General features: G+C 69.2%; 28 protein-coding genes and 1 tRNA gene. 21 read left to right on the top strand and 8 right to left on the bottom strand.

Annotated features, from left to right (window positions below):
- Positions 1 to 24 precede the first annotated feature (24 nt).
- Entirely contained in the window at positions 25 to 426 is a 402-nt protein-coding gene (locus VAE46_RS04660; protein WP_322795753.1) for a J domain-containing protein, read from the top strand.
- A 37-nt stretch (positions 427 to 463) separates the two neighbouring features.
- Here the strand turns inward: VAE46_RS04660 and VAE46_RS04665 are convergent, their stop codons facing one another.
- The 4 genes from VAE46_RS04665 to VAE46_RS04680 all read right to left on the bottom strand — a co-directional run bounded on the left by VAE46_RS04665 (position 464) and on the right by VAE46_RS04680 (position 3718).
- Positions 464 to 1819: an ABC1 kinase family protein gene (locus tag VAE46_RS04665; RefSeq protein ID WP_322795754.1), complete on the bottom strand. Its 1356-nt coding sequence runs from the start codon at positions 1817 to 1819 to the stop codon at positions 464 to 466.
- A gap of 87 nt (positions 1820 to 1906) precedes the next feature.
- The gene (locus VAE46_RS04670; protein ID WP_322795755.1) at positions 1907 to 2221 is read right to left on the bottom strand and encodes a hypothetical protein; all 315 of its coding nucleotides are present in this window, start codon (positions 2219 to 2221) and stop codon (positions 1907 to 1909) included.
- Between the two features lie 86 nt (positions 2222 to 2307).
- Positions 2308 to 3099: an SDR family oxidoreductase gene (locus tag VAE46_RS04675; protein ID WP_322795785.1), complete on the bottom strand. Its 792-nt coding sequence runs from the start codon at positions 3097 to 3099 to the stop codon at positions 2308 to 2310.
- A 52-nt stretch (positions 3100 to 3151) separates the two neighbouring features.
- Entirely contained in the window at positions 3152 to 3718 is a 567-nt protein-coding gene (locus tag VAE46_RS04680; protein WP_322795756.1) for a cob(I)yrinic acid a,c-diamide adenosyltransferase, read from the bottom strand.
- Between the two features lie 81 nt (positions 3719 to 3799).
- Between VAE46_RS04680 and VAE46_RS04685 the strand changes: the two genes are divergently transcribed.
- Entirely contained in the window at positions 3800 to 4039 is a 240-nt protein-coding gene (locus VAE46_RS04685) for a hypothetical protein (RefSeq protein WP_322795757.1), read from the top strand.
- 221 nt (positions 4040 to 4260) lie between these two features.
- Here the strand turns inward: VAE46_RS04685 and VAE46_RS04690 are convergent.
- Positions 4261 to 4341: transfer RNA gene (locus VAE46_RS04690), tRNA-Leu, on the bottom strand.
- Between the two features lie 7 nt (positions 4342 to 4348).
- A complete protein-coding gene (locus tag VAE46_RS04695; protein WP_322795758.1) occupies positions 4349 to 4765 on the bottom strand; it encodes a Fur family transcriptional regulator in 417 nt (138 codons plus the stop codon).
- 79 nt (positions 4766 to 4844) lie between these two features.
- Between VAE46_RS04695 and VAE46_RS04700 the strand changes: the two genes are divergently transcribed.
- Entirely contained in the window at positions 4845 to 5303 is a 459-nt protein-coding gene (locus tag VAE46_RS04700) for a chemotaxis protein CheW (RefSeq protein ID WP_322795759.1), read from the top strand.
- Here VAE46_RS04700 and VAE46_RS04705 read toward each other — a convergent pair.
- Positions 5276 to 6277 (bottom strand): MBL fold metallo-hydrolase, encoded by a 1002-nt coding sequence (locus tag VAE46_RS04705; RefSeq protein ID WP_322795760.1) that lies wholly within the window; start codon positions 6275 to 6277, stop codon positions 5276 to 5278. The two genes, VAE46_RS04700 and VAE46_RS04705, sit on opposite strands and share 28 nt — an antisense overlap.
- A gap of 76 nt (positions 6278 to 6353) precedes the next feature.
- Between VAE46_RS04705 and VAE46_RS04710 the strand changes: the two genes are divergently transcribed.
- Genes VAE46_RS04710 through VAE46_RS04720 form a run of 3 tightly spaced genes read left to right on the top strand, consistent with a single transcriptional unit; the run spans position 6354 to position 9922 of the window.
- Entirely contained in the window at positions 6354 to 7337 is a 984-nt protein-coding gene (locus VAE46_RS04710; protein ID WP_322795761.1) for a MoxR family ATPase, read from the top strand.
- Between the two features lie 3 nt (positions 7338 to 7340).
- Positions 7341 to 8552: a DUF58 domain-containing protein gene (locus VAE46_RS04715; RefSeq protein ID WP_322795762.1), complete on the top strand. Its 1212-nt coding sequence runs from the start codon at positions 7341 to 7343 to the stop codon at positions 8550 to 8552.
- A complete protein-coding gene (locus VAE46_RS04720) occupies positions 8549 to 9922 on the top strand; it encodes a DUF4129 domain-containing protein (protein ID WP_322795763.1) in 1374 nt (457 codons plus the stop codon). The genes VAE46_RS04715 and VAE46_RS04720 overlap by 4 nt, the downstream gene beginning before the upstream one ends.
- On the opposite strand, the gene VAE46_RS04725 is transcribed toward VAE46_RS04720, so the two are convergent.
- Entirely contained in the window at positions 9873 to 10604 is a 732-nt protein-coding gene (locus VAE46_RS04725) for a 2-phosphosulfolactate phosphatase (protein WP_322795764.1), read from the bottom strand. The genes VAE46_RS04720 and VAE46_RS04725 overlap by 50 nt on opposite strands.
- Before the next feature lie 37 nt (positions 10605 to 10641).
- Here VAE46_RS04725 and murI point away from each other — a divergent pair, with 37 nt between their 5' ends.
- The 15 genes from murI (at position 10642) to VAE46_RS04795 (ending at position 22486) form a co-directional block, all read left to right on the top strand.
- Complete coding sequence (gene murI / locus VAE46_RS04730; protein ID WP_322795765.1) at positions 10642 to 11424, top strand: glutamate racemase; 783 nt, start codon at positions 10642 to 10644, stop codon at positions 11422 to 11424.
- A complete protein-coding gene (gene pyrF / locus VAE46_RS04735; RefSeq protein ID WP_322795766.1) occupies positions 11421 to 12212 on the top strand; it encodes an orotidine-5'-phosphate decarboxylase in 792 nt (263 codons plus the stop codon). Before murI ends, pyrF begins: the two co-directional genes overlap by 4 nt.
- The gene (locus VAE46_RS13520; protein ID WP_416223942.1) at positions 12209 to 12400 is read left to right on the top strand and encodes a DUF951 domain-containing protein; all 192 of its coding nucleotides are present in this window, start codon (positions 12209 to 12211) and stop codon (positions 12398 to 12400) included. The genes pyrF and VAE46_RS13520 overlap by 4 nt, the downstream gene beginning before the upstream one ends.
- Positions 12393 to 13715 (top strand): MFS transporter, encoded by a 1323-nt coding sequence (locus VAE46_RS04740; protein WP_322795767.1) that lies wholly within the window; start codon positions 12393 to 12395, stop codon positions 13713 to 13715. The genes VAE46_RS13520 and VAE46_RS04740 overlap by 8 nt, the downstream gene beginning before the upstream one ends.
- 72 nt (positions 13716 to 13787) lie before the next feature.
- The gene (locus VAE46_RS04745; protein ID WP_322795768.1) at positions 13788 to 14330 is read left to right on the top strand and encodes a bifunctional nuclease family protein; all 543 of its coding nucleotides are present in this window, start codon (positions 13788 to 13790) and stop codon (positions 14328 to 14330) included.
- A gap of 132 nt (positions 14331 to 14462) precedes the next feature.
- On the top strand, positions 14463 to 14666 hold the full coding sequence (locus VAE46_RS04750) for an AtpZ/AtpI family protein (RefSeq protein ID WP_322795769.1): 204 nt from the start codon (positions 14463 to 14465) through the stop codon (positions 14664 to 14666).
- A gap of 6 nt (positions 14667 to 14672) precedes the next feature.
- On the top strand, positions 14673 to 15995 hold the full coding sequence (locus tag VAE46_RS04755; protein ID WP_322795770.1) for a F0F1 ATP synthase subunit A: 1323 nt from the start codon (positions 14673 to 14675) through the stop codon (positions 15993 to 15995).
- 63 nt (positions 15996 to 16058) lie between these two features.
- On the top strand, positions 16059 to 16325 hold the full coding sequence (locus tag VAE46_RS04760; RefSeq protein ID WP_322795771.1) for an ATP synthase F0 subunit C: 267 nt from the start codon (positions 16059 to 16061) through the stop codon (positions 16323 to 16325).
- A 55-nt stretch (positions 16326 to 16380) separates the two neighbouring features.
- Positions 16381 to 16890: a F0F1 ATP synthase subunit B gene (gene atpF / locus VAE46_RS04765; RefSeq protein WP_322795772.1), complete on the top strand. Its 510-nt coding sequence runs from the start codon at positions 16381 to 16383 to the stop codon at positions 16888 to 16890.
- 2 nt (positions 16891 to 16892) lie between these two features.
- Positions 16893 to 17426, top strand: a complete 534-nt coding sequence (atpH, locus tag VAE46_RS04770; protein ID WP_322795773.1) for an ATP synthase F1 subunit delta — start codon at positions 16893 to 16895, stop codon at positions 17424 to 17426.
- A 32-nt stretch (positions 17427 to 17458) separates the two neighbouring features.
- On the top strand, positions 17459 to 18961 hold the full coding sequence (gene atpA / locus VAE46_RS04775) for a F0F1 ATP synthase subunit alpha (RefSeq protein ID WP_322795774.1): 1503 nt from the start codon (positions 17459 to 17461) through the stop codon (positions 18959 to 18961).
- 83 nt (positions 18962 to 19044) lie between these two features.
- Positions 19045 to 19923 (top strand): ATP synthase F1 subunit gamma, encoded by an 879-nt coding sequence (gene atpG, locus VAE46_RS04780; protein WP_322795775.1) that lies wholly within the window; start codon positions 19045 to 19047, stop codon positions 19921 to 19923.
- The gene (locus VAE46_RS04785) at positions 19920 to 20579 is read left to right on the top strand and encodes an HAD family phosphatase (protein ID WP_322795776.1); all 660 of its coding nucleotides are present in this window, start codon (positions 19920 to 19922) and stop codon (positions 20577 to 20579) included. Before atpG ends, VAE46_RS04785 begins: the two co-directional genes overlap by 4 nt.
- 55 nt (positions 20580 to 20634) lie before the next feature.
- Positions 20635 to 22038 carry a F0F1 ATP synthase subunit beta gene (gene atpD / locus VAE46_RS04790; protein ID WP_416223943.1) on the top strand — a complete coding sequence of 468 codons (1404 nt, stop codon included), beginning with the start codon at positions 20635 to 20637 and terminating at the stop codon, positions 22036 to 22038.
- Between the two features lie 4 nt (positions 22039 to 22042).
- Positions 22043 to 22486: a F0F1 ATP synthase subunit epsilon gene (locus tag VAE46_RS04795; RefSeq protein ID WP_322795778.1), complete on the top strand. Its 444-nt coding sequence runs from the start codon at positions 22043 to 22045 to the stop codon at positions 22484 to 22486.
- Positions 22487 to 22574: the final 88 nt, after the last annotated feature.

Here is a 22574-nt window from a genome sequence, read left to right on the forward strand (position 1 = left end):
TCTGTTCGGTAGGGAGGGCTGGCAATGGCCGAGTCCCGGCTGGTCGATTACTACTCCATCCTCAACCTGCCGCCGAAGGCGGACCTGGCCGGCATCGAAGCGGCCTACGCGCGGCTTTCGAGCGACCTGATGCGGCAGTCGCAGTACGACGAATCCGCCAGGGAGGCGATGCAGCGCCTGAACGAGGCGTACGCCGTCCTTTCGAAGCCGGAACTTCGGCGCGAATACGACCGGGCCTTCTTCCGGGCCGAGCTCGAGCGGCTCGAGCGGGAGGCCCGGGCGATGCAGCGCAGGCGGGCGCTCGCGGGCAACATCCTCATCGGCGCGCTCGGACTCGTGGTGGCTGTGCAGGCTGCGGCCCTGCTCTACCTCGGCTGGGAGAGCGCCACCGGGCTGTTCCGCGCCATCGGCGGCCTGCTGTTCTGAACTCGTCTGCGGGAGCGGGGCCTGCGAGGCGGTGCCGTCAGCCGGCGGCCTCGCTGGAGCTCCGTGTGGCGAGCCGGGCTGCTTCGGCTTCGGCGTACGGGGTGATGGTGTCGATCATGTTGATCGTGCTTTCGAGCCGCTTCTGCAGGCCGCTCATGAGCCCCAGCACCCGGAAGATGAGCAGGATATCGGCCGGGATTTCCGTGACCGGGTTCGCATTGAGCACGCGCGCCAGGCGCTCGTTGACCTCCGGCATGACGTCGGCGTCCATATAGGGCTTCTGGTCCGGCCCGGCGGCTTCGAAGAAGGAACGGCCGAGGGCGATGAGGGACTCCGGGTCTTCCGACTTCGTGCGGAAGCCGATGGCGCGGAAAGCCTCGACCATCTCGCGGTCGTCCTGCCGCATGAGGGCGACCACGAGGCGCGCATAGTTGAGGCGGAAGTCCTCGGGGAGCTCCTTCGAAAGCCCGAAATCGAGGAAGACCACGACGGGCCCGGGCAGGACAAACAGGTTGCCGGGGTGGGGGTCGGCGTGGAAGTAGCCGTGGACGAGGATCTGCTCGCAGTAGGCCTCGGTGACGATGAGGGCGACGCGGTTGGGGTCGATGCCAGCCGCCAGCATCGCCGGGATGTCGGAGATCTTGATGGCCTCGATGAATTCCGTGGTGAGTACCCGCCGGGCGGTGTACTCCCAGAGGACGCGCGGGATGCGGATATCGCCGCGATGCGCGAGGTCCCTGGCCACACGCTCGGCACTCTGGCCTTCGAGGACGAAATCGAGCTCACGCGGGACCTGCCGGTTGAGCTCCTGCATGACGATGCGGAAGTCGAAGTTCGGCTCGATGCGGGCGAGGATTTTCACGAGGAGGGAGATGTTACGCAGGTCGGTCTCGATGACGCGGTCGATGCCCGGGTACTGCACCTTCACGGCGACATCGCGGCCGTCGCGGGTGCGTGCGCGGTGGACCTGCGCCAGCGATGCGGACGCGATGGGGCGCCGGCTGAACTGCGCGAAGAGGCGGTCGGGGTGGTCGCCCAGTTCGCGGCGGACCTGCTCGACGACCTCGCGGAAAGGGCGCGCGGGCACGCGGTCCTGCAGGCGGCTGAGCACACTGATGTACTCCGGCGGGGCGATATCGGCGCGGCTGCTGATGAACTGGCAGGTCTTGATCAGCAGCCCTTCCATGCGGGTGGCGAGGGCGTAGATGCGACGGGCGCTGGCGAGGTGGGCGTTGGAGAGCCGCCGCGCCCGCTCTTCCGGGTCCTTCGCCGGGAACTTCTGCAGCCGCTTGTAGGTCAGGTAGATGACGAGGAACGTCCAGCCGACATCGAGGAACCGGCGGATGCGCCGGGGCCAGGGGAGGGGCGGGGCTCCGGTGAGCGTTGCAGCCACGCCCTCCAGCGTAACAGCTCGCGCCGGGGCAGAAAGAGAGGCCGCCCACGTGGGCGGCCCCTGAGCGAGACTGAACGAGAGGCCGGGTCAGGCCTTGAGGGAGATGCCGTCGACCTTCCAGGCGCCGGTGGCGTCCTGCTTCCAGCGGGTGGCGATGACGCGGGAGCCGGCATCGGAGGACATGGTGAGGTCGACGAGGTGGTCATCGCCCTCCTGGCCGACGACTTCGACGGTGGTGGTGACGGGGCCGCTCGGCTGGGGGCCGCCCGCGGCCTGCATCTGCGCCTGAAGGGCCATCGCCTGGCCCATGCCGTTGGGCGTGAAGGCCATCATCAGGCCGGCGATGTTCTGGTTCGCGAGGTCCTTCGCAAACTGTTCCGCTGCTTCCTTGAGTTCCGCCATGTGATGCTGCTCCTTGTTTCCCGGCCGGTAGGGTATGGAGGGATGCCGGGAACGCCTAGGGTAGGGGGCGGCCGGCGGCTGTCAAGTCAGGCGGAGGGAAAGTAGGCGCGGAACTGGTGGAGCAGATCGGGGCCCTGGCGCAGGTGGTGGCCGCCGTCGGCGGGCAGGACCATGCCGGTGACCCAGTCGGCGTCGTCGCTCAGGAGGAAGGCCACGGTGTTCGCGATGTCGTCGGTGGTGCCGAGGCGGGCGAGCGGCATGCGGCGGAGGTATTCGGCGACGGTTTCCTCGTTGGCGACCAGCCCGGCGGCGAGGTCGGTCGGCACGAGGCCGGGCGCGACCGCGTTGACGCGAATGCGGAACTCGCCGAGGTCATCGGCGGCGCAGCGGGTGAGCATGTTGAGGCCGGCCTTGGCCACGCAATAGGCGGTCATCCAGCGGTGGGTGTGGGTGCCGGCAATCGAGCTGATATTCACGATGCTGCCGCCGCCGGATTCCCGCATCAGCCGGGCCTCGTGCTGCATGACCCGGTAGACGCCGGTCAGGTTGGTGTCGAGCACCCGGGTGAACTCGCTGACCGGCCCGTTGAGAACGCTGCCGACCGTGCCGGTGCCGGCCGCGTTGACGGCGAGGTGGAGCCGGCCGTGGCGGCGCTGCAGCTCGGCGAGGGCGGCCTCGACCGAGGCGTCGCTGGCGACATCGCACACGATGTAATCGGCGGCGGAGCCGAGCGCGGCCGCAGCTTCCTGCAGGACCGACTCCCGGCGGCCGGCGATGGTCACGCTGCCGCCCTCTTCGGCGATGCGGCGGGCGCAGGCGAGGCCTATGCCGGTGCCGCCGCCCGTAACGAATACATGTTTTCCCGTAAACCGTGCCACTTCGCTCAACTCCCTGGCTGGATGGTGGGCCGCTGGATGCGGCGCGGATTGCTCAATAGCGGCGGCTATCCCAGAGGATGTCGCCGATCCCTGCGAGCTGGGCCTGCCGGCGTGCCGCGACGAAGAGGAGGTCGGAGAGGCGGTTCAAGTAGGGCACAACGTGCTGGCCAATCGGCTCCTCGCGGGCGAGCGTGACCACGATGCGCTCGGCCCGGCGGCACACGGTGCGGGCGACGTGCAGCTGGGCAGCCGCGAGGTCGCCGCCGGGGAGGATGAAGCTGGTGAGCGGTTCGAGCGCTTCGTTCCAGCTATCCATCCACTGCTCGAGCTGTTCGACGTGGCGGGGTTCGATGCGGGGTACGGGCAGGCGCTCCTTGTCCTCTTCGAGGATGCAGAGGTCGGAGCCGAGGTTGAAGAGCACCTGCTGGATGACGTGGAAGGGTTCGCGGAGGGACTCGTGGAGGCCGGCGGCGATGGCCACGCCTATGACGCTGTTGAGCTCATCGACAGTGCCGTACGCCTCGATGCGGAGGCTGTCCTTGGGGACGCGCTGCCCGCCGCCGAGGGCGGTGGTTCCGGCGTCGCCGGTTCGGGTGTAGACGCGGTTGATCCTGACCATACGGCTCCCCGTGGGGTTGGCTGTGTGCAAGGCGCATGCATGGCAGAATGGCGGTCGAATCGATCAGGACGGGGGCCCTCGATGAGCAACGACGACCAGCCGCGCTGCATCCGCTGCCATGCAGTCTACACGCCGCCGCCGCACATCATGGCCGGTCGGAAGTACTGCTGCGCGAGCTGCTCGGTGGGGTCGGCCTGCGAGCACCAGGGGATTCGCCGTCCATTCGAGGTGCGGCGGTTCGACACGATGTTCGACCCGTTCCGGCAGGTGGCGAAGAGCGCGACGCCCTACGAGCGGGAAGTGACGCCGCACCGGTCATAATCGCGGGCGGGAAAATTCACCATCCGGATTGTCATAAGTTGACCGCGGGCGGGCGCAGGGCTGGTAGAGTCCGCGCCCGTGGGGCCTGGCGCCTCCGCCAGGACAGGTGCTCGACCCGCCGGCCCGCAGGTTCTGGGTGAAGTCGCGCGCGCCCGCCCGTGCAGCTTCGTCACCCGGCGCCGGCCCCCAACTCCACCTTCGCGCGCCGGGGAGGCGGCGAATGCCGGGGGAGGGATTCGAACCCACATGCCTCTCGGCCGCCGGGTTTAAGCCGGCTGCGTCTGCCATTCCGCCACCCCGGCGTCCTGATCAGCCCTGAGCGGAGCACGCCTGGCACACGCCGTAGAGCTCCACGCTGTGCCCTTCGAGGGTAAACCCGTGAGAACGCGCCTGCTCCTGGATGCGCGCGTCGAGTTCGAGGTCGGTGAATTCGGTAAACCGGCCGCAGGTGCGGCAGACGAGGTGGTGGTGGTGGCCGCCCTGGCTGAGCTGGTAGCGCACGCTGCCGTCCTCGAGCGGGACGCGGCAGAGGAGTTCGAGCTCCTGGAGCAGCTTGATCGTGCGGAAGACGGTGGCGCGGCCGACGTGCGGGAGCCGCGCGAGGAGGTCTTCGACGGTGAACGGCTCGCCCGCCTCTTCGATGGCCTGGAGCACCGCCCGCCGAGGGGCCGTTGAGCGGAAGCCGATGGTCTCGAGACGGGCGTGTGCCACGTCGGTAAAGCTCACGTGACAATGCTAGCAAAAGGGCCTCTGGAGCCTCCAGCCGCGCGCTTTCGCGCCGACAACCCCGGCAGGAGGGTGCCCCTTGCGCCGAGCTTCGCTGCCCAACCGGCCGGTCCAGTGCGTCATCTTCGCCGTTGGCGAGACGCACCACGCCATCGATATCGACCACGTGCGGGAGATCCTCGTCCCGCCGCCGCTGACGCCGATGCCGGGGGCGCCGCCGCACGTGCTGGGGCTTGCCCAGGTGCGCGGACACGCCATCCCGGTGATCGACCTCGCCGCGGCGCTCGGGCTGCCGGCGGGGGAGGACAGCGACCGGAAGCGCCTGGTGGTGGTGGCCGCGGGCGAGGGCGCGACCGCGCTGCTCGTCGACGCCGTGGAGGAGGTGGCCACCTGTGCGCCGGCGGAGTTCGAGGCGGTCCTGGTGCCGGGGATGGCCGGCGAACGGGTGGTCATCAAGCGCAACGACCTGCTCGTCGGCTGGCTCGAGCCGGACGATGTGCCCGGGATGGCTCAGGAGCGGGTGCTGCGGGCCGCCTGAGCCGGGAGCCAATCCGCGCCGCGCTGCGCGGCCCGCCCCCGCGCCTCCAGCTCATCGAGCAGACCCTGCACGGTCGCCACGATCTGCCAGAAGCGGCGTGCCGCCGCGCGCGGGTAGAGCTCCTCGGCGATGCGGTAGACCGGGGCCGGGCCGATGCGCTCCAGCGCCTCGCGGGTGCGCTCCAGGCGCTGTTCGGCCTGGTCGAGGTCCCGGCCGATGACCGCGTCGACGCCGTCGAAGGGCGCGCCATGGCCCGGGAAGCAGCGGGATGGGCGCAACGCGCGGACCCGGGCGAGCGACCGCAGGAAGGCAGGGAAGCTGCGGTAGCGCCAGTCGGGACCGGTGCCCGGCGGGGCCGCCTGCAGGGCCGGGGTCGGCGTCAGCCCGGGGAGGAGCTGGTCGCCGGAGAACAGCCAGCCCTCGGCCGGGACCAAGGCGACCGCGTTGCCGGGGGTGTGGCCGGGGCAGGGCAGCAGCTGGAGCTCGCCGGGGAGCTGAACCTGCGCCGGGCTGACCGGGGTGAACGGCCGATAGCGCAGTCCCGTCGGCCAGCGGCGGTCGCGCGCTGGCAGGTACCCGTCAGCGGCGCGGGCAGAGCGCGTCCAGGCGCGGCGGCGTTCGACGGCTTCGACGGCGTCCGCCACGACAGCGGGCGGGGCGCCGCTCTCGCGGGCGTAGCGAATGAGCCCGTCGAACTCGGCGTCGCCCGGCGCCTGGCCGGTCGCCAGGGGGTGGTCGGCTTCGAACAGGGCCACGGGCACGCCGCGCTCCTGCCACCAGGCGCCGAGCCCGGCGTGGTCGAGGTGGCCGTGGGTGGCGATGACCGCATCGGGCAGGCGGCCGCCCAGGGCCGACCGAAGGGTATCGGAGGCGCCGTGGAAGTCGGGCCCGGTATCGATGAGGACGCGGCAGCCGCCGAGCTCAAGGAGATAGACCGCGTTATCGCCGAGGCGGATGGCCTGGACGGAGGGCACCCGGCCAGTCTACGAAGCGGAGCGCGCAGGCCCAAGGTTCGCGCCCGCTGCCCGGAGCGGCTACCATCCGCCCACCATGGACGACACACCTCCTTCGGAACGGCTGAGCGCGGACGAGGTCGCGCTGATCCGCGACACCGCACGCCGCCTGCGCCAGAACGTCGAGCGCGTCATCGTCGGCAAGACCGAGGTGGTCGACCTGGCGCTCGTGGCGCTCCTCTGCGAGGGCCACATCCTGCTGGAGGACGTGCCGGGCATCGGCAAGACCACGCTGGCGAAGGCGCTCGCCCGGTCGCTCGATTGCTCCTTCCGCCGCATCCAGTTCACGCCCGACCTGATGCCGTCGGACATCACGGGCATCAACTACTACAACCAGAAGCTGGGCGAATTTGTGTTTCGCGAAGGTCCCCTCATCGCGCAGGTGGTGCTCGCGGACGAGATCAACCGCGCGACGCCGCGGACCCAGGCGGCGCTGCTGGAGGCGATGGAGGAGCGCCAGCTGACTGTGGAGGGCGTGACGGTTCGGCTGCCGCGGCCGTTCCTGGTGCTGGCGACGCAGAACCCGGTCGAGCTGGAGGGCACCTTCCCGCTGCCGGAGGCGCAGCTCGACCGCTTCCTGGTGCGGCTGCGGCTCGGCTACCCGGGAGAGGACGAGGAGGACGAGATGCTGGCGCGGTTCGAAACCTCGAACCCGCTCGAGGCGCTGGGGCCGGTCGCCGATGCGGCCACGCTGGTCAACCTGGCGGGCCGGCTGCGGCACCTCCACGTGGCGCCGCCGGTTCGGCGGTATGTGGTCCAGCTGGTGCGAGCGACGCGCGAGGACCCGGCGTTCGAGCTGGGCGCCAGTCCGCGGGCGAGCCTGGCGCTCTTCCGGACGGCGCGGGCGCGTGCGGCGCTCGATGGGCGGGACTACGTGCTCCCCGACGACGTGAAGCAGATGGCGCCGTATGTGCTCGGGCACCGCCTGATCCTTTCGACCCAGGCCCGCCTGCGGGGGCGTTCGGCCGATGAGGTCCTCGCCGAGGTGCTGCAGCGGGTGCCGGTGCCCGTGGAGGGATGAGCGATGCCCTTCCGCGATTCGTGGCCGCTCATTGGGGGGCTGCTTTTTGTGGTTGGGTTTGGTGCGGAGCTCCCCGCGGTGGCCCTGCTCGGGCTGGCCGTGATGGTGCTGGGCATCGGCGCGCGGCAGTGGTCGAACCACCTGTTCGACCGCGTGGCCCTGCGGCGGAAGCTTGCGAATCGGCGCGTGTTCATCGGGGAGCCGACCGAACTCGAGGTGGAGCTGGAGAACCGCAAGTTCCTGCCGCTGCCGTGGTTCGAATGGCGGCTGGCGCTCGGCGAGCACCTCGGGGTTGCCGGGGAACGGCTGGCGGCCTCGGCGGTGCCCGGGCTGCACTACCTGGTGCGGCGCGGCGCCGCGGGCTGGTACGCGGTCGAACGGTGGCGGGTGGTGCTCGAACCCGCGCGCCGCGGGTATCACCCCATCGGGCCGGCCTCGCTCCGTTCGGCCGACCTGATTGGCGCGTGGCCCCGTCGCATCGAAGATGACGGGCGCGACCATCTGGTCGTCTATCCGCGGGTGTACCGGCTCGAAGAGCTGGGGCTCGAGGCGGAGCGCCCCTTCGGCGACCTCCGCGGCGGGGAGCGGATTTTCGAAGACCCGCTGCGCATCGCGGGGCTGCGCGAGTATCGCCCCGGGGACCCGCTCCGGCGGATCGACTGGAAGGCGACTGCGCGCTCCGGGGACCTGCGCTCCCGCGTGTACGAGCCTTCGGCAACGCGGCAGCTGTACCTGCTGCTGAACATCGACACGATGGAGCACGCCTGGGAGGGCTACCTCTCGGAGGAGCTGGAGCAGCTGGTCTCGGTGACTGCGTCGCTGGCCACCTGGGCTGCCGGGTCGCGTTATGCGGTCGGCATGCTGGCGAACGGCGCCTATCCAGGTGCCGACCGGCCCATCCGGGTTGCTCCTTCCCGTTCCCGGGAGCAGCTCGTTCGCCTCCTCGAAGCGCTCGCGGTTGTGCAGCCGCTGACGATGGGCGATCTGTCCGGGGCGATCCGGCGGGAGAGCGGCCGATTCGAGGCGGGTTCGACGCTGGTCCTGATCGCGTCGCTCATCCCCGAGCCGCTGGCTGCGGTGCTGGGGCGGCTGGCCGCGGAGGGGCACCGGGTGCACGTGGTTGCCGTGTCCGACCGGGCCGCGGCGGCGGTACCCGCCGGGGTGCCTGTCCACCGGGTGGGCGGGCGCTTCCAGCGGGCGGAGGTGCTGGTGTGATCGGCGGCCTGGCGTACGCGGCAGCGCTGGTGGCGGAGGCGCTGATGCTCGCCGTCGTGGCAGCGCTGGCCGGCGGGGCGTTTGGCGATGATGCGCTGCGCCCCGCGGGAGCCGCCTCGTACCTGGCGGCAGTGGTCACGGCGTTCGTGCTGCCGCGATGGCTGCGGCGATCGTCGGACCCCCGGCGTGCGGCGCTCATCGATGCTGCCATCGGCGCAGGGCTCATCTACCTGCTCATCCGGGTCGACGTCGCCGGCGACTTTCGGCTGTGGGATTTCGGCTGGCTGGGCGACTTCTATTCGGACACCGAAGCGACGCTCCGGGAGGGCGCGCCGGCGGTGCTCTCGGCAATGCTGCTGGCGATCGGCTGGGCCCGCGGGGCCGCCCGCGCCGACGAGGACCTCGACCTGGAGCTGCTGCCGAAAACGATGGCGCTCCCGTTCGCGGTGGTCATCGCCGCCACGGTACTCGGGGCCGCCGGGCCGCAGGCGGGGGAAGTCGGCCGTCTCGCGGCGGGGTTCTTCGCCGCGGCCGTGCTCGCGCTGGCCGCCTCGCAGCTGGCCCTGAGCGGCCAAACGCTCGGCGCGATGCGCTCCAGCGGGGTGGTGGTCACGCTCCTCGGGGCGACCGCAGGGCTGGCCTTCGCCGGCCTGGTGCTGTTCGGCCTGCTGGGCGACCGCCTGGGGCCGGTGGTCGGGCCGCCGGTCGGGCGCGCTTTCGAGCTGGTCCTGACGATCGTGCTCACGCCGATTGCCTGGGCGCTGACGGAGGTGTTCGAGCGCCTGTTCCGTGGGATCGACCCGTTCGAGGGGCTGGCCGACCTCGCCAGGGAACCATCGCGGGAGGCGGCAGCCTCCGAATCGGAGCCTTCGACCCCCGAGAGGATCGGGTTGTTCGGGCTGCGCACCCTCGGACTGCTGCTGTTTTTCGCGCTGGTCGCAGGGGTGCTCATCGCCTGGGCACGGGTGCGGAAGCGGTATGCCCGCCTTCGTGAGGGCGCAGCGCAGAGCGGTCACGCCGGGGGGCTGGGCCAGGACGTGCGTGCGCTGCTCGGTGCGTTCGTGCCCCGGAAATCCAGGCACCGGCCGAGCGCGACCTCGCGAGCAGCCCGGCTCTACTTGGAAGTCCTCGAGGACGCCGGGCGCCGCGGGCTGGAGCGGCCGCACTGGGCCACGCCGCATGAGTTCGCGCCGCGCCTGCACGATGCCTACGCGACCGACGTGACGGACGAGATCACGCGGCTGTTCGAAGAGGCCCGCTACGGCGGCCGCGAGCCGGACCCGGCACGGCTGAGGGCGCTGGAGCGGCGCTGGCAGGAGGTCAGCCGGGGGCCGGTTCGAGGCGAACCCAGCCCTCCCCGCGGGCAGTGACGACGGGGACGACCTCGCTGGTGTCGACCCGCGCCGCGAGGTCGATGTCGGCGTGGAGGCCGAGTCGGCGGAGGGCGTCCGCGTGCTGTGCGGCCGGGATGAGCGCGGGCGGGTCGGCCAGCTCGAGGGCGAGGCGCGCCCCGTCGCCGGGGATGGCCCCGGGGTGCGCGGCGACGAGCGTGCGGGCGATGCAGGCTGCGGCGGCGAGGTCCTCGAGGGCGAAGGCGGTGCCTCCCGCTTCGCCCGCGCAGACGATGAGCGCGGATTCGGCCTGCGCCAGAACGCGCGCACAGGCGGCTGCGTTGACCGCCGCCCCGGCGACCACCACCCGCCCGCGGGCGGCGGCGAGGGCGCGGGTGCCGTTGGTGGTGAAGAGAACGACCTCGCGACCCGCGACCATGGTCGGGTCGACCGCGACGGGCGAGTTACCGAGGTCGAAGCCGACCGGCGGCAGCCCCTCGACCTCCCCCGCAAGGAGCGCGCCCGTGGAGGCCGCCAGCTGGCGCGCGAGGGATTCGCTGACTGCCGCGATGACGCCCTGCGCTCCGGCATCGAGCAGTTTCACGGCCATCGTCGTGGCGCGCAGGCAATCGACGACGGCGACGGCGTCGGCGGCGGGCCACGGCGCGGCCGGGGGGAGGAGCAGGACGTCGAAGGAGCGCATCGCCTGACTTTCGCGCACCCGGGGGTTTGCCGCATCCCGTGCTATCCTCGCGGTCGTGGATGCGCGGCCGGTTGGTGCGTTCGATTCGGGCGTCGGGGGCCTCGCGGTGGTGCGGGCCTTTCGGCAGCTCGCTCCGGCCGAGCGCGTGATCTACTTCGCCGATTCGGCGTGGTTCCCCTACGGTCCGCGCCCGCCGGCCGAGGTGCGGAAACGCGCGTTCGCCATCACCCATCGGCTGCTGGAGAGCGATGTCAAGCTGATCATCGTTGCCTGCAACACCGCGTCCGCCGCTGCACTCCGCGAGTTGCGGGAAGCGTTCCCGGGGGTTCCCTTCGTGGGCATGGTGCCGGGCGTCAAGCCGGCGGCCCTGCGTTCGAAATCCGGCCATGTCGCGGTCCTTGCCACGGCCGGCACGCTCGACGGCGAGCTGTACGATCGCGTGGTCGAGCAGTTCGGGCGAGGCACGAAGGTGACCGCAGTCGCGGGAACAGGGCTGGCAGATATGGTCGAACGCGGCGACATCTCAGGTCCGGCGATTGCGGCGCGCCTCGAACAGCTGCTCGGACCGGCGGTCGGGCGCGGAGCGGATACCGTCGTGCTCGGCTGTACGCACTATGCCTTCCTCGGCGAAGCCATCACCCGACTCTTCCCGTCCGTGGAGGTCGTGGACACGTCAGAAGCCGCGGCGCGCCGCGCCGTCGACCTGCTCTGCGACGCCGACGCCCTCTCGCCCGGGCCGGGGGGTCTCGACCTCATCGTTAGCGGCGATCGGCAGCGGCTGCGTGCTACGATGGCCGCGCTGGGGTTCACGCCAGCCGAGCAGGAGGCGAATCGATGACGTTTTTCGAACGGCTCGAGGCGCGCTCTCGCGAGGCGGACTCCCTGCTCTGCGTTGGGCTCGACCCCGACCGCGAGCTCCACGCGGTCGACGACGTGGCCCCGTACCTCTGCGATATAGTCGCGGCCACGGCCGAATTCGCGGCCTGCTTCAAACCCAATCTCGCCTTTTTCGAACAGTGGGGAATCGCGGGCCTGCGGGCGCTGGAGCAAGTGCTGGCGGCGATCCCGGAGGGCATCCCGGTCATCGGCGACGCGAAGCGCGGCGACGTGCCCAACACCGCCGCCGCCTACGCCCGGGCGCTGTTCGAAGCCTGGGGGTTCGATGCAGTGACCGTGAACCCCTACCTCGGGCGAGATTCGGTCGAGCCATATCTTGCTTACCGCGACCGCGGTGTGTTCGTGCTGGCACGCACTTCCAACCCCGGCGCAGCAGACTTCCAGGCCCTCGCACTCCACGGCGGAGAGCCGCTGTACGAGCGAATCGCACTGAAAGCGGCCGGCTGGGGCGAACACGTGGGCCTTGTCGTCGGCGCAACAGCTCCACACGAGCTTCGCCGCATTCGGTCGCTGCTCCCCGAGGTGCCGCTTCTGGTCCCGGGCGTCGGTGCACAGGGCGGAAGCGCGGCGGAAGTGATTGCCGCAGCCGGCAGTACCCCGGGCCGGGTTGTCGTCAACGCGTCGCGCAGCATCCTCTACGCCGGGAAGGGGGAGGACGCCGCCACGGCCGCCTCCGATGCTGCCCGGCGTCTTCGTGATGAACTCCGGACTGCGCTTCGGCCGGCATGATCGCCGAGATTCGGGAGGGCGAGGTCTACGAGATGCGACGGCAGCACCCGTGCGGGGGCTGGCAGTGGCGCGTCTATCGGGTCGGTGCGGATATCGGTATCGAATGCCTCACCTGCGGTCGACGTGTTCTCCTGGAGCGGCGCAAGTTCGAGGCGCGCGCTCGAAGGTTGCTTCCGCCCAATGCATGAGGAGGTCCCAACCCGCCAGGTGCCCCTCCTCCAGCAGCGGCCCTTCCGCATGCTCAGCTACACGCGCTTCTGTTCGCGGGTGGCGCAGAACGCGATCAACTTCGCGCTCGTCCTGCTCATTACCGAAGAGACCGGGCGGGCGTTCCTGACGTCGCTCCTGGTGCTTGCGCTGGTGGTGCCTTCGACGGCGGCTGGATTGCTCGCCGGCACGGCGGCGGACATGCTTCCGAAGCGGCTGCTCGTCTTCGGCGGTGACCTCGTGCGGGCGGCCCTTTGCCTGCTCTTCTTGCTCCATGGTGGCTCAACTGCCAGCTACTACCTGGTGGCCATCCTGCTCGCAACCGCCACGCAGTTCGCCAGCTCGGCGGAGGGCGCCATCCTGCCGGCGATCGTGCGGCGGGAGGACCTCGCCCGCGCCAATGCCATCGGGCAGGCGGTCGGCGGGGCGGCGCAGCTCGTGGGGCTTGGCGTGCTGACGCCGGTCGTGCTGCGGGTGTTCGATAGCCGCGATGCGCTGTTCGCGATCTGCGGCGCACTGTTCCTGGTCGCGGCCGTGCAGGCGCTGCTGATTGGGAGCACGGCTTCGCCGGAACGGCGGGAGATCGGCGGCGAGCCGGGCGGCCCGTGGTGGGCGGTCGGCTGGCGGGCGATGCGGTCCGACCGGGCGGTGTTCCACGCGGCGATCGAGCTCACGCTGATTTCGACGGCGGTAATCATCCTCAGCGGCCTTATCCCGACCTACATCACGGAGACGCTGGGCATGCGGGTCGACCTCGGGGCGATCGTGCTGCTGCCGGCTGCGCTGGGGGTCGCGCTGGGGCTGCGGCTCGCTGGCATGGTGGCGCGGCGGCTCCCCCACAGCGTGCTCAGTTCGGCCGGGTTCTTTGTCTTCGTGGTCTGCCTGGGGCTGCTGGCTTTCGTGAACGAGCTGGCGGCGTTCCTGGGCGGCTACGGGATCTTCAGCTGGCTGAACAGCGTGCAGATCGGCCGGTTCGATGGCGGCGGTGTGGTCGCGATGTGCCTTTCGTTCCCGCTCGGGTTCGCCTATGCGATGGTCAACGTGGCCGGCCAAACGGTGCTGGACGACCGCGTGCCCCTCTACCTGCGCGGGAGGGTAGGGGCCACCCAGGCGGCGCTTTCGGCGGTGGCCTCGTCGCTGCCGGTGCTGGCGGCCGGCGCGCTGAGCGATGTGGTGGGGGTGACGCCGGTGCTGGCGCTCTTGGCCGGGGGGATTGGCGCGGTGGCCGCTGTGAATCTGCGGCGCGGCCGCGGGGCGCCGTCCGGCCCCATGGTGGGTGTGGTGCGCAGTCGTTGACTCCCTGATCTGGCCGAACCTATCATCGACCACGGGAGGGTGGCACCCGCACCCCTTCCCGGGAGGCGTCACGTGAGAGAGCTGAGCATCGAGAGCATCCGGCTCAGCCTGATGAACTACCAGCGCGTGGTCATCCTTCGCGAGAAGGATTCCGACCGCTACCTGCCGATCTGGATCGGGCCCGCTGAGGCCGACGCGATCGCCGTCCGCCTGCAGGACGTCTCGGTCGCGCGGCCGCTCACGCACGACCTGCTCCGCAACATGATCGAGCAGCTGGGCGCGCGCGTGGCCTACATCGTTGTGAACGACCTGGAGAACGACACCTTCTACGCCCGCATCGTGCTCGATGTGAACGGGCGCACGCTGGAAGTGGATAGCCGGCCTTCGGATGCGATTGCGCTGGCGGTGCGGGTGGATGCGCCGATCTTCGCGGAGGAGTCCGTGCTCGACCGGGCGGGGGTAATCCTGGAGGAAGGCGAGACGGAGGAGTCGGCGAAGTCGCGGACTGCCCCGGTGGAGGAGACCCGCCCGGTGGACCCGGAGGAGCTGGAGAAGCTGGGCGTGTTCAAGGAGTTCATCGAGGGGCTGGACCTCGATGACTTCGATAAGCGCTAACACGCCTCAAGAATTCGTGCCCCCGGCGGCCTGTGACCGCTTGCGCATTGCTTCACAATCGTCCTATGATGCGCGGGGTCTGGAGACCGGGCGCCCGGGGAGAGGCGCATGAGCAGGTGGGCGGTTCCGGCCGTGTCCCTGCTCGGCGCCGGCTGGTTCTTCGCCACCGCCGTGATCCTCGGGGTCGCTCTCGGCCGGTGGGCCGATGACGCGACCGGACTCGAGCCCATATTCACGCTTGCAGGGATTGTGCTCGGGCTCGCCGTGGCGCTCTACGGCGGATACCGTATGCTGCAGCCCCTGGTGAGCCGGCTCAATGATGAGCCACCGGAGTGAGGTCGGTTGAAAATCATCCTCATCGCAGTCATTGCGCTCGCGGTCATCGCCGCCGGCTTCGTGTTCGCTGCCGGGCCCGAACCGCACATCGTCATCCCCGGCGACGTGCTCTGGGACCTCGGGCTCTTCCAGGTCACGTCCACACTCATGGCTGCGTGGCTGACCATGCTCGTGCTGATCGTCGGCACCTTCCTGATGACCCGCAGCATGAAGCTCATCCCCTCGGGGGCGCAGAACTTCATCGAATCCGTCATTGAGTTCCTCTACGGCCAGGTGGAGGAGATCGCCGGCGAGGTGAACGCGCGGCGCTTCTTCCCGGTGGTCGCGACCTTCTTCCTCTTCATCCTCATGGCGAACTGGCTCGCGCTTCTGCCCTTCTACAAGGCGATCGGTATTACCAAGGACTACGGGCACGAGATCTTCCACGAGATCCAGGATAAAGCCGAGGCCGGGAAGCCGTTCGATAAGGACAAGCACTTCTTTGCATGGCAGATGGAAGACGCCGGCGGCCTCGGGCTGGTGCAGAGCGGCGCGGGCACGTTCAAGTTCGACATCCACACGGGCGAGGCGCCCGGCGACGTCCTCGACCGCTACATCATCGCGCTGGCTGAGTTCTACACGGACTTCGCGCCCTCGCACGGCGCCGAGTCGAACGGCGAGGCTGAGCACGGCCACGCCGCGCCCGAAGATGTCGCGGCGGCGCTCGCGGCCCTCAACGCCGACCCGAAGGCGCCGAAGTTCCTGCCGGCCGACGCGCATGGCGAGGGCGGTGCTGACCACGGGGCTGTCGAAAGCGTGGCCCTGGGGCAGGCGTTCGGCGGCGTAGAGTTCCCCGGCGATAAGGTCGCGATGGTCTATCCGTTCTTCCGGGCGACGTTCAGCGACCTCAATAACACGCTGGCGCTGGCGATCTTCGCCTTCCTGGTGATCGAGTTCTGGGGCTTCCAGTCGCTCGGCTTCGGCTACCTCGGCAAGTTCTTCATCAACCCCCTGAAGAACCCGATCCTGACCTTCGTCGGCTTCCTCGAGCTGCTTTCGGAGTTCATCCGCATCATCAGCTTCGCGTTCCGCCTCTTCGGCAACATCTTCGCGGGCGGCGTGCTGCTGCTCATCCTTACCTATCTCGTCCCGTTCCTCGCACCGCTTGGGATTTACGGCCTCGAACTCTTCGTGGGGCTCATCCAGGCGATCGTCTTCTCACTGCTGCTGCTCGTGTTCGCGGTCGGCGCGGTTGAGCATCACGGCGAGGAGCACGATGAAGAGCATGGCCATGGCGAAGCGCACGGCGCGGCGGGCCATCACGAACCGAGGGCAGTCCAGGCGCACTAAGCGCCTGTTCGCAGGCACATCAGAACAACGCACCCCGGAAGGGTGCAACGGAGGCAAGCAACCATGGACCTTCTCTCGTATCTGCCGTTCCTCGTGATCCTCGAGACCGACGGCGCCAAGGCAATCGGCGCGGCGATCGCCATGGCCGTGGGCGGTATCGCCCCGGCGCTCGCCATCGGCATGCTCGTGGGTAAGGCGATGGAGGCCCTGGGCCGCAATCCCGAGGCGCGCGCAGCCATCCAGACCAACATGATCCTTGGCGTCGCATTCGCCGAAGCGATCGGTATTTACGCCCTCCTCTCCGCGCTCATCATCGCGTTCGTTATCTAGTCACCAGCGCGGACTTCCCGCCTGCGCGGGGAGCAAAGAAAGGGGTAGTACGGATATGGGCGAGGCATTTAGCGCCCTCGGTATCAGCCTTCCGCAGTTGATTGCGCAGTTCGTGAACTTTGCGGTGCTGCTTGTCATTCTGCGGCTGACGCTGTACCGGCCCGTCCTGAAAATGCTCGACGAACGGCGCCAGCGCATCGCGGAAGGGCTCAACGCCGCGGAGATCGCCCGGCAGGAGGCCGCCTCCGCACAGGCCAACATCCAGGCCCAGCTCGACGCCGCGCGGAAGGAAGGGCAGGAAATCGTCGCGAACGCCCAGGCGATTGCTACCCGCATCGAAACGGAGTCGCGCGAGCAGGCGGCGCGGGAGCGCGAGGCGGCTCTGGAGCGCGCCCGGAACGAGATCCAGCTCGAGCGCGACCGTGCAATCGCCGAGCTGCGGCGGGAATTCGCGGCCATTACGGTTGCTGCCGCCGAAAAAGTCATCAACCAATCGCTCGACCCGCAGGCGCACCAGCGTGTCATCGATGAGACGCTTGCGGAGTCGCGCTTCAGCGGGAACTGACGATGGCGAACGTCGCGGCAGCCCGCCGGTATGCACAGGCCGCTTTTGAGCTGGCGCGTGAGCGCGGCGAGGTTTCCCGCTGGCGAAGCGACCTCGTAGACATCGCGACGGTGCTGGTTGATTCGCAACTGGCACCCGTCCTGGCGGATCCGAAAGTGCCACTGGAGCAACGGTTCGCCGCACTGGAACGCGTCCTGGAAGTTTCGCCGCTGGCGCTGAACCTGGCAAAACTTCTGGTGCAGAAGGGGCGGTCGCTGGATGCGCGGGCGGTGGCGGAAGCGTTCAACCGCCTCGCCGATGCCTACGAAGGCATCGCGCATGCGCAGGTGACCACCGCCGTGCCGCTTTCCGAGGAGCGCCTGCAGGAGATTTCGCGGCGCATCGGCGAGCAGCTCGGCGAGACGGTCGTCGCCACGAACCGGGTCGACCCGAGCATCATCGGCGGGGCGATCATCCGCGTCGGCGACCGCCTGATCGATGGAAGCATTCGGACGCGGCTGAAGGCGCTTCGCCGCGAACTGGAGGGAGCCCGCTGACGGGCGAGTGAAATTGGAAGAGGTAATGCCGCATGGCAGTACGTGCTGAGGAAATCGCATCGATCCTTCGCGAGCAGATCGAGCACTTCGGGTCGAAGGTGACGGCCACCGACGTCGGCACGGTTATTGAGGCCGGCGACGGCGTGGCGCGCATCCACGGGCTTTCGGGGGCTATGTACTCGGAGCTGCTGGAGTTCCCGAACGGCACGATGGGCATCGCGCTGAACCTGGAAGAGGAATCCGTCAGCGCCGTCATCCTGGGCGATTATGCGGCCATCAAGGAGGGCGACGAGGTCCGCTCCACCGGGCGCGTCATCGAGGTGCCCGTTGGCGACGCGCTCATCGGGCGTGTGGTCGACCCGCTGGGCAATCCGATCGACGGGAAGGGGCCGATCAACACGACGAAGACCCGCCCGGTCGAACGCATCGCCCCCGGCGTGACGCTTCGGAAGAGCGTGTCCGTCCCGGTGCAGACGGGCATCAAGGCGATCGACGCGATGTTCCCCATCGGCCGGGGCCAGCGCGAGCTGATCATCGGCGACCGCTCCACCGGGAAGACGGCCATCGCGCTCGACACGATCATCAACCAGAAGGGCGGCGACCTCATCTGCATCTACGTGGCGATTGGCCAGAAGGCCGCGAAGGTCGCCCAGGTGGTGGGCATCCTCGAGGAGTACGGGGCGATGGAGCACACCATCGTCGTCGCCGCGAACGCCTCGGAGTCGGCCGCGCTGCAGTACCTCGCGCCGTATGCCGGCTGCGCGATGGGCGAGGAGTTTATGGAGTCCGGGCGGGATGCGCTCATCGTCTACGACGACCTGAGCAAGCACGCCTGGGCGTACCGGCAGATGTCGCTGCTGCTGCGGCGCCCGCCGGGCCGCGAAGCGTACCCCGGTGACGTGTTCTACCTGCACAGCCGCCTGCTGGAACGCGCCGCGCGCCTCGAGAAAGGTGGTTCGCTCAGCGCGCTTCCGATTATCGAAACCCAGGCGAACGACGTTTCGGCGTACATTCCGACGAACGTCATTTCGATTACCGACGGGCAGATCTACCTCGAAGCGGACCTCTTCAACGCGGGCATCCGCCCTGCCATCAACACCGGCCTCTCGGTGAGCCGGGTGGGTTCGGCAGCGCAGACGAAGGCGATGAAGTCCGTCTCGGGCGGGCTGAAGGGCGACATGTCGCAGTACCGCGAGCTGGCCGCCTTCGCCCAGTTCGGGACCAGCGACCTTGACGCCGCGACGCGCCGCCAGCTCGAGCGCGGCCAGCGCGCGACGGAGATCCTGAAGCAGGACCAGTTCCAGCCGCTCAGCCTTGCCGAGGAGGTGATCGTCATCTTCACCCTCACGAGCGGGCTGCTCGACGACGTGCCGGTTGCCAAGGTGCGGTCGTTCGAGAACGAGCTGCGCAAGTATCTGGCGAGCAACGAGAAGCCGCTGCTCGATGAAATCCAGGCGAACCCGGTGATGACGCCCGAACTGCAGGAGCGCATCACGAACGTGATCCGAACGTTCAAGGAGACGGTGCCCTACTAAGGCACGGCTCCCGCATCCGAGCCGGCCCCAGGCCGGACGACCAGGCCCACCGCTGGGCCGCCAGCCCGGGAACGAACGAACGCATGGCGACCATCCGGCAACTTCGGCGACGCATCCAGAGCGTCAAGAACACGGCGAAAATCACCAACGCGCTGCAGCTCGTGGCCGCTTCCAAGATGCGACGGGCGCAGGATCGTGCGCTCCAGGCGAAACCGTATTCTGAGAAGCTTCGGACGGTGATTGCCGGGCTTGCCGCCGCGATGGTGGACCCTGAAAGGCCCGCGCACCCGTTGCTGGTGACTCGCGAGGTAAAGAACATCGGGCTCCTGCACATCACGCCGGACCGCGGGCTCTGCGGAGGCCTGAACGCGAACCTGAACCGGAGCGCCGGGACCTGGGTCGCCATGCAGCACGAGCCGGTCGATGTGGTTGCGGTGGGCAAGAAGGGGCGCGATTTCTTCATCCGCGCTCACGTGCATGTGGTCGCCGAGTTCACTGAGCTTGGGGACTATCCCGCCCAGTCGGATGCGGCAAGCATCGCCCGGCTGATCATGAATGACTACCTCGAGGGCGTGATCGACCGGGTCTACATCAGCTATCCCGAATTTGTCTCGACGGCCGTGCAGCGCCCGGTGATTCGGCAGCTGCTTCCCATCGAGCCCCCGCAGATGGCGGAAGGCGATGACGGGGAGGGCTTCGCCCAGGATTACATCTTCGAGCCCTCGCCCCAGGAGGTGCTGGCGCAGCTGCTGCCGCGGTATGTGGAGATGCAGGTGTACGAAGCGATCCTGCAGAACGCTGCGAGCTTCCAGAGCGCTCAGATGGTCGCGATGAAGAACGCGACCGACAACGCAAACGAAATCACCCGCGAGCTCACGCTGACCTACAACAAGGCCCGCCAGGAGCAGATCACCAAGGAGCTCCTCGATATCGTTGGCGGCGCGGCCGCGCTGGAGGGTTGACCCTGGCACGCTTCGCAGCGGTCATCTTCGATATGGACGGCGTCCTCGTGGACGGCGAGCCGCTGCATTTTGAGGCGGTCAACGAGCTGCTGGCCGAAGAGGGTCTCTCGATCTCGCTGGAATCGTACAAGCCCTACATGGGCACCAAGACCGGCTGGCAGGATATGGCGGTGGACCTGGGGCTGAAGCGCCCGCTCGAGGAGTTCGCCGCCGCCTACCGGGAGGTCATGCTGGAGAAGTACCGCTCGCGCAGCGAGGCGCTCCCCGGCGCGCGCGAACTGGTGACCGCGCTGGCTGCGGCGCACGTGCCGCTCGCGGTCGCGTCATCGTCGATTCGCCCGTGGGTGGAAGCCTGTCTCGATCGCATCGGGCTGCGGGAAGCGTTTTCGGTGGTGGTGACCGGGAGCGAAGTGGCGGAGGGCAAGCCTTCGCCGGAGATATACCTGAAGACCGCGGAGCTCCTGGCGTGCGCGCCCGCGACCTGCCTCGTGTTCGAAGACGCGCCCGCCGGCATTCTCGCGGCGAAAGCGGCGGGGATGACGGTGTGGGCGGTGCGCACGGACTACACCCGCGGGCTGGAGCTGCCCGGCCCGCACCGCGACTACGCCTCGCTGCTCGAGGTGCACCCCGGGCAGCTGCTGGAGGTGGCCGCATGACGGCCCCGCTCAACTGCAAACTTGCTGCGAATTCGCCGGAGGTCTCGCCATGGTCATGACTGCTACTGAGGGACGCGTCGTCCAGGTCATCGGTACCGTTATCGACGTTGAATTCCCGCCCGATCAGCTGCCCGCGCTGTTCAACGCGGTCAACATCATTCGCGACGACGGTTCGGTGCTCGTCACCGAGGTGCAGCAGCACCTGGGCAACAACTGGGTGCGCTGCCTCGCGATGGACTCGACCGACGGCCTCCGCCGCGGCGTTCGGGCGGTCGATACCGGCGCGCCGATCTCGGTGCCGGTGGGCCCGAAGGCGCTCGGGCGCATGTTCAATGTGCTCGGCCAGCCGATCGACGACCTCCCGGCCCCGGATGACGCGCCGCGCTGGGCCATCCACCGCGAGCCGCCCACGTTCGAGGAGCAGGAGACCGCCCCGTCCGTGCTCGAGACCGGCATCAAGGTCATCGACCTCATCGCGCCCCTGGTGCGCGGCGGGAAGGTCGGCCTGTACGGCGGCGCGGGCGTCGGCAAGACGGTCGTCATCCAGGAGCTGATTTCGAACATCGCCCGCGAGCACGGCGGCTACTCGGTCTTCGCCGGCGTGGGCGAGCGCTCCCGCGAGGGGAACGACCTCTGGCACGAGATGAAGGAATCCGGGGTGCTCGCCAAGATGGCGATGGTCTTCGGCCAGATGAACGAGCCCCCCGGCGTGCGCCTGCGGGTCGCGCTCACCGGCCTGACCATGGCGGAGTACTTCCGCGATGAGGAAGGCCGCGACGTCCTCTTCTTCGTGGACAACATCTATCGCTACACGCTCGCCGGTATGGAGGTGTCGGCGCTGCTGGGCCGCATGCCCTCCGCGGTGGGCTACCAGCCGACCCTCGCGACCGAAATGGGCGAGCTGGAAGAGCGCATCACCTCGACCAAGAAGGGCTCGATTACTTCGTTCCAGGCGATCTACGTGCCGGCGGACGACTACACCGACCCGGGCGTGGCGACCACCTTCGGCCACCTTGACGCGGTCGTGGCGCTCGAGCGGTCGCTCGCCGAGCAGGCGCTCTTCCCGGCGATGGACCCGCTGACCTCGTTCTCCCGCGCGCTCGAGCCCCGCATCGTGGGGCAGGAGCACTACGAGGTGGCGCGGGGCGTCCAGCGGGTGCTGCAGCGCTACAAGGACCTGCAGGACATCATCGCCATCCTGGGCATCGACGAACTGTCCGACGAAGACAAGCTCACTGTTGCCCGGGCGCGCAAGATCCAGCGCTTCCTCACGCAGCCGTTCTTCGTGGCCGAGCAGTTCACCGGGAACCCCGGCCAGTACGTGCCGGTGCGCGAGACGGTGCGCGGCTTCAAGGAGATCCTCGAAGGCAAGCACGACGGCCTGCCGGAGCAGGCATTCTATATGGTCGGCAACATCGACAGCGCGGTCGAAAAGGGCCGGCGGCTGGCCGAGGGCTGATTCCATGCCGCTCACGGTCGAACTGGTGACGGCTGAGCGCGTGGTGCGGGTCGAGCAGGGCATCGATGCGCTGATCGCGCCCGGTGCAGAGGGGCAGCTGGCCATCTATCCCCGGCACGCCGCCCTTATGACGACGCTGGAGCCGGGCGAACTGGTGTTGCGCCGTGCCGGCCAGGAGGAGTCGTTCGTCGTCACGGGTGGTTTCATGGAGGTCCGCAACGACCGCATCACCATCCTTGCCGATGCGTCCGAAGCCGCCGAGGAGATCGACATCGCCCGCGCTGAGGAAGCCCGCCGCCGCGCAGAGGAGCGCATCCGCCGGTACCGCGAGCAGGCCGACCGGGATGTCGACCTCGCCCGCGCCCAGGCAGCGCTGCAGCGCGCCCTGCTGCGCCTGCGGGTCGCCGAGCAGCGCCGCCGCCGGACCACCGGCCGGCCGCAGGTGTAGCCCGGGAGAAGCGCCATTCCGCGGGGCAGGTCGGTCAGCAACGGCCTGCCCCGTTGTCGTGTCTGAGGTTCGCGTGATCGGGCAGGAA

Origin of the sequence: Tepidiforma sp., from assembly GCF_034433535.1 — a bacterium.
Lineage (GTDB): Bacteria > Chloroflexota > Dehalococcoidia > Tepidiformales > Tepidiformaceae > Tepidiforma.